At 70.8% G+C, this 12,153-nt stretch carries 10 protein-coding genes; all 10 read right to left on the bottom strand.

What is annotated here, in order from left to right:
* Positions 1–101 precede the first annotated feature (101 nt).
* The gene (locus OHA11_RS31555; protein WP_266502202.1) at positions 102–455 is read right to left on the bottom strand and encodes a cytidine deaminase; all 354 of its coding nucleotides are present in this window, start codon (positions 453–455) and stop codon (positions 102–104) included.
* 43 nt (positions 456–498) lie between these two features.
* Entirely contained in the window at positions 499–858 is a 360-nt protein-coding gene (locus tag OHA11_RS31550) for an MmcQ/YjbR family DNA-binding protein (protein ID WP_266502201.1), read from the bottom strand.
* Positions 855–2,159, bottom strand: a complete 1,305-nt coding sequence (locus OHA11_RS31545) for a hemolysin family protein (RefSeq protein WP_266502199.1) — start codon at positions 2,157–2,159, stop codon at positions 855–857. Before OHA11_RS31545 ends, OHA11_RS31550 begins: the two co-directional genes overlap by 4 nt.
* On the bottom strand, positions 2,156–2,653 hold the full coding sequence (ybeY, locus tag OHA11_RS31540) for an rRNA maturation RNase YbeY (RefSeq protein ID WP_266502197.1): 498 nt from the start codon (positions 2,651–2,653) through the stop codon (positions 2,156–2,158). Before ybeY ends, OHA11_RS31545 begins: the two co-directional genes overlap by 4 nt.
* 12 nt (positions 2,654–2,665) lie before the next feature.
* Entirely contained in the window at positions 2,666–4,804 is a 2,139-nt protein-coding gene (locus OHA11_RS31535; protein ID WP_266502195.1) for a PhoH family protein, read from the bottom strand.
* A 229-nt stretch (positions 4,805–5,033) separates the two neighbouring features.
* Entirely contained in the window at positions 5,034–6,158 is a 1,125-nt protein-coding gene (locus OHA11_RS31530; RefSeq protein ID WP_266502194.1) for a carbohydrate kinase family protein, read from the bottom strand.
* A 252-nt stretch (positions 6,159–6,410) separates the two neighbouring features.
* Complete coding sequence (locus OHA11_RS31525) at positions 6,411–7,403, bottom strand: adenosine deaminase (RefSeq protein ID WP_266502193.1); 993 nt, start codon at positions 7,401–7,403, stop codon at positions 6,411–6,413.
* Between the two features lie 22 nt (positions 7,404–7,425).
* Positions 7,426–8,331 carry a ribonuclease Z gene (locus tag OHA11_RS31520; RefSeq protein WP_266502192.1) on the bottom strand — a complete coding sequence of 302 codons (906 nt, stop codon included), beginning with the start codon at positions 8,329–8,331 and terminating at the stop codon, positions 7,426–7,428.
* A gap of 31 nt (positions 8,332–8,362) precedes the next feature.
* On the bottom strand, positions 8,363–8,716 hold the full coding sequence (locus OHA11_RS31515) for a histidine triad nucleotide-binding protein (RefSeq protein WP_266502191.1): 354 nt from the start codon (positions 8,714–8,716) through the stop codon (positions 8,363–8,365).
* A gap of 139 nt (positions 8,717–8,855) precedes the next feature.
* Positions 8,856–12,110, bottom strand: coding sequence for a S41 family peptidase (locus OHA11_RS31510; RefSeq protein WP_266502190.1), 3,255 nt, complete (start codon positions 12,108–12,110; stop codon positions 8,856–8,858).
* Positions 12,111–12,153: the final 43 nt, after the last annotated feature.

Here is a 12,153-nt window from a genome sequence, read left to right as displayed (position 1 = left end):
GGAGTTTGAGGACGAGGCCGTTCAGGCCGATACGGGGGCCTGGGGGCGGAGCCCCCAGCTTCGGGAAGGGGTGGGGCTGGGGAAAGGAAACCGCCCAGGCCTCAGCCCGCGGCCACCCTCACCCGCACCTCCCCATCCAGCCCCGCAACCAGCACAACCGTCCCCACGCCCCCGAGATCCCGCACCACCGCCAGATCGCCGTCCGCCAAGGACCCCGCCTCGGTCACCACAGCCCCCGCCTCCAACGACTTCGCCCCCGAGGCCACGGCCATGGCCACCGCGGTCTGCAGCGCACTGAGCCGCAGGGAGGGCAGGTCAACGGTCCCCGCGGCATACGTACGGCCGGTTTCGTCCCGCACGGCCGCCCCCTCGGGCACACCGTTGCGAGCCCGGATGGAACGGGCCAGGGTGACGATCTTGCGGTCCTCGGGATCGAGCGCGGTGCTGTCGGTCATGCCCAGAGCATACGAAGCGTGGGACCGCTCCGCGGCGACCGGGTCACGACCGGTCCAGGCGAAGGCGCTCCGCACGCGGAAGACCGGCCACCACCAGATCGTACGAGTCCTCGATCAACTCCCGTACGAGCCGATCGGGCAGCGAACCATCAACCGTCACCGTGTTCCAGTGCCGCTTGTTCATGTGGTAGCCCGGGACGATCAGGCCCTCGTACTCGCCGCGGAGCCGCACCGCGTCATCCGGGTCGCACTTCAGATTCACCGTGAGCGGGCTCGCGTCCAGCCGCGTCAGGGCGAAGAGCTTGCCGAGCACCTTGAAGACGGAGGTCTCCGGGGTGAACGGGAAGTCCTCGACGGTCGCGTTGAAGGACAGGCAGAACGTGCGCAGCTCCTGCGGGGTCACTCGGGCTTCTCCTCCTCGGGGGACTCGGCCGGGCCCACCGGCTCGACCAGCACCGTGACGATCTTGTTCCGGCGTCCGGCCGAGTCCTCCGCCGTCAGCCGCAGCTCGCGCCCGTCGGGCAGTTCGACCACCGACGAGGCCCCGGCGATGGGCACCCGCCCGAGCGCCTTCGCGAGCAGGCCGCCCACCGTCTCGACGTCCTCGTCGTCGTACGCCTCGAAGCCGTACAGCTCCCCGAGGTCTCCGATGTCGAGCCGCGCGGTCACCCGGTAGCGGTCGTCGCCGAGGTCCTCCACGGGCGGCAGCTCACGGTCGTACTCGTCGGTGATCTCGCCGACGATCTCTTCGAGAATGTCCTCGATGGTGACGACTCCGGCCGTGCCGCCGTACTCGTCGATGACGACGGCGACGTGGTTGCGGTCCTGCTGCATCTCGCGCAGCAGATCGCCGGCGTTCTTCGTGTCCGGGACGAAGGCCGCCGGCCTCATCGCCGTCGACACCAGCTCGCTCTCGGCGTCCCGGCTGATGTGCGTCTTCCTGGCCAGGTCCTTCAGATACACCATCCCGACGATGTCGTCCTCGCTCTCCCCGGTCACGGGGATACGGGAGAAACCGGACCGCAGGGCCAGCGTCAGCGCCTGCCGGATCGTCTTGTAGCGCTCGATGACCACCAGGTCCGTACGCGGGACCATGACCTCCCGCACGAGCGTGTCGCCCAGCTCGAAGACGGAGTGCACCATGCGGCGCTCCTCGTCCTCGATGAGCGACTCCTTCTCCGCGAGGTCGACCATCGCCCGCAGCTCGGCCTCGGAGGCGAACGGACCACGCCGGAAGCCCTTGCCGGGCGTGAGCGCGTTACCGATGAGGATGAGCAGGGGCGGGATGGGGCCCATGATCCTGGCCAGCGGAAGCAGCACGTACGCCGCCGCCGTGGCCGTGTTCAGCGGGTGCTGGCGGCCGATGGTGCGCGGGGAGACGCCGACCGCCACGTACGAGACGAGGACCATGACGCCGAGGGCGACGGCCAGCGCCTGCCAGGTCTCGGCGAACTCCTGCAAGCAGGCGTACGTGACGAGCGCGGCGGACGCCATCTCGCAGGTGACGCGCACGAGCAGCGCCACGTTCAGATAGCGGGTCGGGTCGGCGGCGATCTGGGCGAGCTTGGCGCTGCCGCGGCGGCCGGACCGTACGGCCTCCTCGGCGCGGAAGCTGGAGACGCGGGCGAGACCGGCCTCCGCACAGGCGGCGAGCCAGGCGACCACGACGAGGGCGATGGCGCCCAGGACGAGTTGGGGGCTCATGAGACGGTCGGGGCCGGCGACGGACCGGTCAGGCCCCTCTCCGCACGCCAGCCGTCCACGATGGCCGCCTGGAGGCCGAACATCTCGGCCTTCTCGTCCGGCTCCTCATGGTCGTACCCGAGCAGATGCAGCACTCCGTGGACGGCGAGGAGCTGGAGCTCCTCGTCCATGGAGTGCTGCGTCTCGGCGTCCTTGCCCTGCTGCTCGGCGACCTCCGGGCAGAGCACGATGTCGCCGAGCAGCCCCTGCGGCGGCTCGTCGTCGTCCTTCGACGGCGGCCGGAGCTCGTCCATCGGGAACGACATGACATCGGTCGGACCCGGCAGGTCCATCCACTGGATGTGCAGCTGCTCCATGGCGTCGGCGTCCACGACGATCACCGAGAGCTCGGAGAGCGGGTGGATACGCATCCGAGCGAGCGCATAGCGGGCGATGTCGAGGATCGCCTGCTCGTCGACCTCGGTTCCGGACTCGTTGTTGACGTCGATCGACATGGTCGCGCTGGTCTACTTCCGTTTGTTACGGGCGCCCTTGTGGGTGCCGTTCTCCGTACCGTTCTCGCTGTCGTACTTCTCGTACGCGTCGACGATACGGCCGACCAGCTTGTGCCGTACGACGTCCTGGGAGGTGAGCCGGGAGAAGTGCACGTCGTCGAGACCCTCCAGGATGTCCTGCACCTGACGCAGCCCGGACTTCGTCCCGCTCGGCAGGTCGACCTGGGTGACATCCCCCGTGATCACGATCTTCGACTCGAACCCGAGCCGGGTGAGGAACATCTTCATCTGCTCGGGACTCGTGTTCTGAGCCTCGTCCAGAATGATGAAGGCGTCGTTGAGCGTGTTGTGGGTGAGCAGGTAGTCCTGGGTGACGTAGAGGGAGTCCTCGGCCGCCACCTGGATGCATACGGTCTCCTCCCGGCCCGCCGGTTCAATGCTGTCGATGAAGCGCATCGGGCGTCCGCCGCCTCCGGCCGCGTGGTACGTGTCGCGCTTGCGGGCGAGACGGAAGGGCTCGATGCCTTCGGGGAGGCGGATGTCGACGACGTGGGCGTCGTGGCGGTACTCCACCTCCCGCCCTTTCGCGAGACCCGGCTTGCGGCCCTCGGCAGCCCTGCGACGGGTGTACGCGACACCGCCCAGCGATTGCACGAGCGAGATCACGTCGTCGCGGAGCAGGATCGACGTGGTCGCGTACTGGATCCGGCAGGTGCGGTCCTTCTGAGTGACCGGGCCGCCGTCGGAGTCGAGCAGTCCCTGGAGGACAGCCAGCCGTACCTCGACCGAGTTGTGCAGGTAGTCGTCAGGGACGAACTTGGTGTGCGAGCGAGTGCGCAGGAGGTCCAGTTCTCGGAGAACGCCTGTAACGGGGTTCTCCAAAGTGACCACATCACCGGAGGACTTGACCCGGTTGAGGACGTAGTTCGGCCCGCCCTTGTGCCGCACCGCGACACCGGGCAGCACGGCTCCCAGCGCTTGGGCGAGTTCCGGATCCGCCGTCGCGAAGGACGGGGTGGTGGAACCGGTGAGGCACCCGTCGCCCAGGAGCAGACCCAGCGCGTACGGGTCCATGGGAACCTCCCGCTCCGGGAAGCAGACCGGCGCCGTGAGTAGCGGCAGCTCGTACCGGCGAGCGTGGGCCGCGCGCAGGTTGCCGATCATGTCCTGGGTCTCCAGGACCCGCCACGGCTTGTTGCGGCGCTTGTCCGAGGCCGTACGGACCGTCCACAGGTGCTCGCCGCAGCACAGGGTCCAGGAGCCGTCCTGGGCCGTGACGCGGTAGATGTCCCTCTCGCCCTGCGGATACACGCCGAGGACCGGGGTCGGCTCACCATTCGAGCCGATGACCAGGTCACCGACCTGGAGATCACCGATGGGCCGCCAACCGTCCGGTGTCAGGACGTTCGTGAAGACAGGCTGCGCCCGACCCCGCATATACGCCAGCGGCGCCACCTCAATAGTCCCCGCCGCCATCAACCGCGGGATCGAGTCCGGGTCGAGCATGTCGTGCAGCGCGTCGTACAGCGGGCGCAGGTAGGGGTCGATCTTGTCGTAGAGCGTGCCCGGGAGGAATCCCAGCCGCTCTCCCGCCTCCACCGCCGGGCGGGTGAGGATGATCCGGCTGACCTGCTTGGCCTGGAGCGCCTGGACGGCCTTGGCCATGGCGAGGTAGGTCTTGCCCGTACCGGCGGGGCCGATGCCGAAGACGATGGTGTGCTTGTCGATGGCGTCGACGTACCGCTTCTGGTTGAGCGTCTTGGGGCGGATGGTGCGGCCGCGCGAGGACAGGATGTTCTGTGTGAGCACTTCGGCCGGGGTCTCCTGGCCGTCACCCTCCCCGTTCTCGCTCGCCCTCAGCATGGCGATCGAGCGTTCCACTGCGTCCTCCGTCATCGGCTGTCCGGTGCGGAGCACCAGCATCATCTCGTCGAACAGGCGCTGGACGAGGGCCACTTCGCGGGCGTCGCCGGCCGCGCTGATCTCATTGCCCCGGACGTGGATGTCGGCCGCCGGGAAGGCCTTCTCGATCACGCGCAGTAGGGCGTCTCCAGACCCCAGCACGGTCACCATGGGGTGCTTGGCCGGGACGGTGAACTGCGCTCGTGACTGCCCCTGTGCGGGGGTGTGAGCTGTGGGTGTCTGCGTCATGGGCCGGCTCTGTAGGCCTGCTGATCCTCCTCGGTGAGGCACGCTTGCCGGTACGGCAGCCTGGTGATTCCAAGAGTACGACGGGGCACCGACAACGCCGTAGGACTTTTCGCCCGCACCCCGGTGGCCTCATGCGAATCTGCCCGTGGCTTCCCGCTGATCCACCAGTGGCTTCGCTCGGACCCACCGGTGGGTCCGAGGGTGGCTTCCCGCGGGTCTGCCCGCGGGCTCACGCCGAGCTGCGGAATCCGATCGTCGGTACGGCCCGCCGCAGGGGCCAGGTCCGGGTCGTTTCCGGAAGGAGGGGTTCCAGGAAGGCGTACCGGCCGAGCGCCGCCGGATCCTGGTCGTCGTACGACTGCACACGCCGCCACCACGCGGCGATCTCCGACCAGCCGGGGGCCGACAGGGACCCCCCGAACTCCTGGACCGACAGCGCGGCGGTGAGCCCCGCGAAGGCGAGCCGGTCGGCCAGCGGCCAGCCGGCCAGCGTGCCCATGACGAACCCGGCGACGAAGACGTCCCCCGCGCCCGTGGGATCCATGGCCTCGACCTCGATGGCCGGAACCTCGGCGGTCTCCCCGGTCCGTCCGTCCACCGCGTACGCGCCCTCGGCACCGAGAGTGACGACGGCGAGCGGCACGTGCTCGGTGAGCGCGTGGGCCGCCGCGCGGGGACACGAGGCGCCCGTGTACCGCATGGCCTCCTCGGCGTTCGGCAGGAACGCCTCGCAGTGCGCCAGGTCGGGGAGCGCGGCGAGGTCCCAGCGGCCGGTGTCGTCCCAGCCGACGTCGGCGAAGATGCGGGCGCCCTTGCCCGCGGCCTCGGCGATCCAGGGGGCACGGGTGCCGGGCGTGAGCGAGGCGACGGCCGCACGCGCGCGGGGCGGGCAGTCCGGGGCGGGCTCCTCCGGGGGTGGCTCGTGTCCGTGGCTGACCATCGTCCGCTCGCCCTCGTACGCCATCGAGACGGTCACCGGGGAGTGCCAGCTCGGTACCGTGCGTGACGTGGAGAGGTCGATGTGCTCGCCCTGCTCCAGGGCGTCCCAGCAGTACTCCCCGTAGTGGTCGTCCCCGAAGGCCGCCGCCAGCGATGTCCTGAGGCCGAGCCTGGCCAGGGCGGTCGCCATGTTCGCGACGCCGCCCGGGCTCGATCCCATGCCGCGGGCCCAGGACTCGGTGCCGCGGACGGGGGCGGAGTCGAGGCCGGTGAAGATGATGTCGAGGAAGACGGTGCCGGTGAGGTAGACGTCGCAGGGCGGGTCGTCCGGGGCGCGCATGCCTGTGAGGGGGTCGACGAGAGGGTCGACCTGGGCGGGCCTGCTGTGCGGTCCCTCTCCGTTGGACGCGGTCACGGTGCGCTCCCATGAGGTGGTGCGGATTCAGGCCAGTGTGCACCAAACACGCGGCGGGGGGTGACGGGTCACGCCGGGGCCGGAGGGATTTCGCCCCCGCCGGACGGGCTGGCAGTCAGCCCCTCCGGCGTTTGAGGAGCGGGGGTTCGGGGGCCGGCCCCCGAGGCAGGGACGATGGGGGTCCCCCCGCTCGAGCGAAGCCGAGAGTGGGGGAGGGTAGGGGCGGCGGGGGCGAAGAAACCCCTGGCCCCCCTACGGAAACTCGTACGCCTCCACCTCCGCCAGATACCGAACCCGCCGCTCCTCGTCATGGTCGAGGAAAGACGCCACGAACGAGTTGCGGGCCAGCTCCCGGAGTCGGTCGTGGGACAACCCCAACGCCTCCCGCACGGCGTGGAAGTTGTCCCCGACGTACCCGCCGAAGTACGCGGGATCATCGGAGTTGACCGTGCACAGCAGCCCCGCGTCGAGCATCGCGGGCAGCGGATGGTCCTCCAGAACGTCCACGGCCCGGAGCCGGACGTTGGACATCGGGCACAACGTCAACGGCACCCGCTCCCGCACCAGCCGCGCCACCAGCTCGGGATCCTCCATACACCGCAGCCCGTGATCGATCCGCTCGACCCCGAGCGCGTCGAGCGCCTCGGTGATGTAGGAGGGCGGCCCCTCCTCCCCCGCGTGGGCGACCCGCCGCAGCCCGAGCGCGGCAGCGGCTTCGTACACCTCACGGAACTTCACGGGCGGATGCCCGACTTCCGCGGAGTCGAGCCCGACGCCGACGATCCGGTCGAGGTACGGCTTCGCGGCCTGGAGGGTCTCCATCGCGGACTCGGCGGACTCGTCCCGCAGGAAACACATGATCAGCTGGGTGGAGACCCCGTGCGCGGCCTCGCTCCGGTCGAGCGCCCGTCCGAGCCCCTCCACCACGGTCCCGATCCCGACGCCCCGGGCGATGTGCGCCTGCGGATCGAAGAAGATCTCCGCGTGCCGCACCCCCTGCGCGGCGGCCCGCGCGAGATACGCGTCGGCGAGGTCCGCGAAGTCGTCCTCGGTCCGCAGCACGGCCATGAGCCCGTAGTACAGGTTCAGGAACGACTGCAGATCCGAGAACAGATACGCCTCGCGCAGCTCGTCGGTGTCCGTGTAGGGCAGCGTGACACCGTTGCGCGCGGCGAGCGCGAAGGCCAGCTCGGGCTCCAGGGTGCCCTCGATGTGCAGGTGCAGTTCGGCTTTCGGGATGGACATCACGGCATCGTACGGCCCCGTCTCATCTCCGCTTCGGAACCGGCACCCGCAACAGATCGTGTGCCACCGTCAGCTCCCCCTCGAACCCCGCGGCCCGCGCCTGCCGCTCGAATTCGTCGGGCTCGTTGTACCGCTGACTGAAGTGCGTGAGCACGAGGTGCCGTACGCCCGCCTCCCGGGCCACCGCTCCTGCCTGACCTGCCGTCAGGTGGCCGTGGTCGACGGCGAGTTGGATGTCCCCGTCGAGGAACGTCGACTCGATGACGAGCATGTCGCACCCCTGCGCGAGCGCGTACACCCCGTCGCACAGCCTGGTGTCCATGACGAAGGCGAACCGCTGCCCGTACCGCGCCTCACTGACGTCGTCGAGCGACACGTCCCCCAGCGTGCCCTCCCGCTGGATCCGCCCGACGTCCGGCCCCTTGATCCCGTACGAGGCGAGCCGCTCGGGCAGCATCCGCCGCCCGTCGGGTTCGACGAGGCGGTAGCCGTACGACTCGACGGGATGGGAGAGCTTGCGGGCCTCCAGCGTGTACGACGGCGTGGATGCCAGAACCCCGTCGGAGTCGACCGGCGCCTCGGTGAGCGGGACCGTCTCGCGGTAGGCGGTCGCGTACCGCAGCCGGTCGTAGAACCGCTGCCCGGAGCGCGGGTAGTGGGCGGTGATCTCGTGCGGCACCCGGTCGAGGTTGATCCGCTGGATCACTCCGGCGAGGCCGAGGGAGTGGTCGCCGTGGAAGTGCGTGACGCAGATCCGATGGAGGTCGTGCGCGGCGACCCCGGCGCGCAGCATCTGCCGCTGCGTGCCCTCGCCGGGGTCGAAGAGGATGCCCTCGCTGTCCCAGCGCAACAGATAGCCGTTGTGGTTGCGGTGCCGGGTGGGCACCTGGCTGGCGGTGCCGAGGACCACCAATTCGCGTACGGACATGTCGAGTTATCCGGCTTCCCGAGTGGCGCGGCTAGCCGGGGGGCCACTGCATGCCGCGGCCGCCCAGTACGTGGGCGTGGGCGTGGAAGACGGTCTGCCCGGCCCCGCTGCCGGTGTTGAAGACGATGCGGTAGCTGTCGAGCTTCTCGTCGACGGCGACTTCACCGGCCTCGCGCACGATGTCGGCGAGGATCGCCGGCTCGGCGGCCGCGAGGGCGGCGGCGTCCGGGTGGTGGACCTTCGGGATCACCAGGACGTGGATGGGCGCCTGCGGGTTGATGTCCCGGAAGGCGACGGTCGTGTCGGTCTCGCGGACGACGGTCGCCGGGATCTGCCCACCGACGACCTTGCAGAACAGGCAGTCGTCCTGTAGTTCCCCTGCCATGCGCGGCTCCTCACGCTGGATGATCGTTGCCCCGGCATGGTACCGAGCCCCGTCGGGGGCGCGGGGCCGTGACATATGCGGCTCCGCCGCGTGGGCGCGACCAGCCCCCACGCACCCGCACTCTACGAACCCGGGGCCCCTACGAACCCGGCAACAGCGGAGCCGTCCTCGCCGGGTTCTCCGTGAGCGCCGCCAGCGCGATACGGATCGCCTCGTCGAGCTGCGCGTCACGCCCGGCGGCGTAGTCCTGCGGGGCCTGGACCACCTCGACGTCCGGGTCGACGCCGTGGTTCTCCACGCCCCACTCGTAACCCTCCAGCCAGAACGCGTACTTGGGCTGGGTGACGAGCGTCCCGTCGACGAGCCGGTAGCGGCTGTCGATGCCGACGACGCCGCCCCAGGTGCGGGTGCCGACGACCGGGCCGATGCCGAGGGCCTTGATCGCGGCGTTGACGATGTCGCCGTCCGAGCCGGAGAACTCGTTGGCGACGGCGACGACGGGCCCGCGCGGCGCGTCCTCCGGGTAGCTGGTGGGCCGCATACCGCGGGCGAGGTCCCAGCCGACGATGCGCCGGGCGAGTTTCTCGACGACCAGTTGGGAGGTGTGGCCGCCGCGGTTCTCGCGGACGTCCACGACGAGGCCCTCGCGGGCGACCTCGACGCGCAGGTCGCGGTGGATCTGGGCCCAGCCGGGCGCCTGCATGTCGGGCACGTGGAGATAGCCGAGCCGGCCGCCGGACTTCTCGTGGACGTAGGCACGCCGGTCGGCGACCCACGCGTGGTAGCGCAGGGGTTCCTCGTCGGAGATCGGTACGACGACGGCGTGCCGCGGATCGCCGCCGCCCGCGGGCGAGATGGTCAGCTCGACGGCCTTCCCGGCCGTGCCGACGAACAGCGGTCCCGGCCCGGTCACCGGGTCGACAGGCCGCCCGGAGACGGCCACGATCGCGTCCCCGGCGCGCACGGCGACCCCGGGCGCGGCGAGCGGCGATTGCGCGTCCGGGTCGGAGGTCTCGGACGGCAGGATGCGGTCGATGCGCCACTGCGGCGCGCCCTGGGGGCCGTCCTCGTGACGGGAGATGTCGGCGCCGAGCAGCCCCTGCCGCTCGCCGCCGCCGTATCCGCCGCGCGGCATGACGTACGCGTGCGAGGTGCCGAGTTCGCCCTGTACCTCCCAGAGGAGGTCGACCAGGTCGTCGTGGGTGGCGACCCGTTCGAGCACGGGCCGGTACCGGTCCAGTACGCCGTTCCAGTCGGTGCCGCCGAGGTCGGGGCGCCAGAAGTTGTCGCGCATGAGGCGGCCGGTCTCGTCGTACATCTGCCGCCATTCGGCGGCCGGGTCGACGGTCTGGCGGATGCGCGACAGGTCGACGGTGATGTTCGTGTCGCTCTCGTCATCGAGCGAGGCGCGCCGGTCGCTCGGTACGACCTTGAGTTTGCTGTCGGTCCACAGCAGGATCCGCTTGCCGTCGCCGGTGACCATGAAGCCGTCGGCGTCGGTGGCGAGGTGCTCGATGCGCTGCTGGGCGAGGTCGTAGCGCTCCAGGTCGGTCTTCGGGTCCGGGTCGTCCGGGGTGGCGCGGGAGGCGCCGAGTACGCCCCGTACGGGGTGCCGCAGCCACAGCAGCCCGTCCTTGGCGGCCCGCAGCCCGGAGTAGCGGGCGGCCTCGACGGGGAACGGCACGATGCGGTCACCGAGCCCGTCGAGGTCGATGCGCGTCGCCGGGGAGCCCTCGCTGTCGGGCGTCTCGTCCTTGTCGGGCGCCTCGAAGGGCCGGCCGTGCCGCTGCGGCCCGAACGGCGAGGGGGTGGTCGCGGCGAGGGTGATGAGATGCGGTCGCGAGCCGCCGACGAAGGCCAGGTCGAAGACGTGCTCGTCGTAGACGGGGTCGAAGGACCGCGCCGACAGGAAGGCCAGATGCTTCCCGTCGAGAGTGAACGCGGGCGCGTAGTCCCGGAACCGGAGCGGCGTCGCCTCGGTCACCGAGAGGTCCGCGGTGTTGGCGAGCTTCAGCTGGCGCAGCGGTCGCGGGCCGGGGTGCGACCAGGCGAGCCAGGCGGAGTCGGGCGAGAAGGCGAGCCCGGAGACCTCGCCGTCCTCGCTGCGGTCGACCTCCCGTACCTCGCCGCTCTCGCGCTCGACGAGCAGCACCCGCCCGTCGTGCGAGGCGACCGCGGCGCGGCTGCCGTCGGGCGCCACCGCGAGTCCGAGCACCCGCCCGAGTTGTCCGGCGGCGAGGCGTCTCGGGGTGGCCCCCGGCGCGACACCGGTGGCGGGCGCGAACTCAAGAGCGTCATCGCCCTCGGCGTCCGTCACCCACACCACGTGCTCCTCACCGTCCGCGCGGAAGGTGCGCGGCAGCCGGGCCCGTACGCCCTGTTCGGCGGCGAGCGCGCGGGCCGGGCCCGAGCGGTGGGTGACCCAGTGGACGGCTCCGCGCACGGCGACCGCGCTGCCGCGTCCGGTGTGGTCGGGCGCGGCGGCACCGAACCAGCGGGACGCGTTCACGGCGTGCGGCTGCAGATCGACGCGCTGCCCGCCGAGCCGGATGTCGAGGCGGCGCGGCTCGGCCCCGTCGAGGTCGTCGAGGATCCACAGCTCACCGGCGGAGGCGTAGACGACCCGGGTCCCGTCGGTGGAGGCATGCCGGGCGTAGAAGCGATCAACGCCCGTGTGCCGCCGCAGATCCGACCCATCGGCGAGGGAGGAGTAAACGGCCCCCACCCCCTCGTGGTCGGAGAGAAAGACGACCCGCTCCCCCACCCACGAGGGATACTCCAGATTCCCGTCCAGGTCGGCATGCAGCCGTACGAACTCCCCGGCCTCCCCGTCACCTTCCCGGTCGATCCACAGCTTCCCGGCCGTGCCGCCCCGGTAGCGCTTCCACCAGGCGGCCTCACGGCCCATGGGCGCGGACAGCAGAACGGTCGCGGGCCCGTGGGCCACATCGCCAACAGGCCCGTACGGAAGGGTGGTTGCGGGACCGCCGTCGAGGGGGACGGCCCGGGCCCAGCTGCGGCGCAGGCTCGCCTGCCCCTGGGTGCTGAGCGCGAGCACCTCGCCCTCCGGGGTCCAGCCGCGCACCTGGGTCTTCCAACTGCCCCAGTGCGTAAGGCGTTTGGTGGAACCGCCGTCGACGGGGGCGACATGCACCTCGGGGGCGCCGTCGCGGGTGGAGGTCCAGGCGACGGTCGTCCCGTCCGGGGAGATGCGGGGATGGTTCACCGGCACGTTGTCGGCGCTGACGCGCCAGGCACGACCGCCGTCGAGCGGCGCGACCCAGACGTCGTCCTCGGCGGTGAAGGTGATCAACTCACCGTGCGGATGCGGATACCGGAGATACGCGGACGAGACGGCGGATACGGCGGCTACGGCGGATGCAGGCTGTGTCACCCGATCACCCTATGCAGCGACTCTGTCCACGACCAGAGCTTTC

The sequence above is a fragment of the Streptomyces sp. NBC_00878 genome (genome assembly GCF_026341515.1).
In the GTDB taxonomy this organism is placed as follows: domain Bacteria; phylum Actinomycetota; class Actinomycetes; order Streptomycetales; family Streptomycetaceae; genus Streptomyces.
The sequence above is the reverse complement of the archived record's forward strand: the minus strand, read 5'-3'. Positions and strand labels throughout refer to the sequence as shown.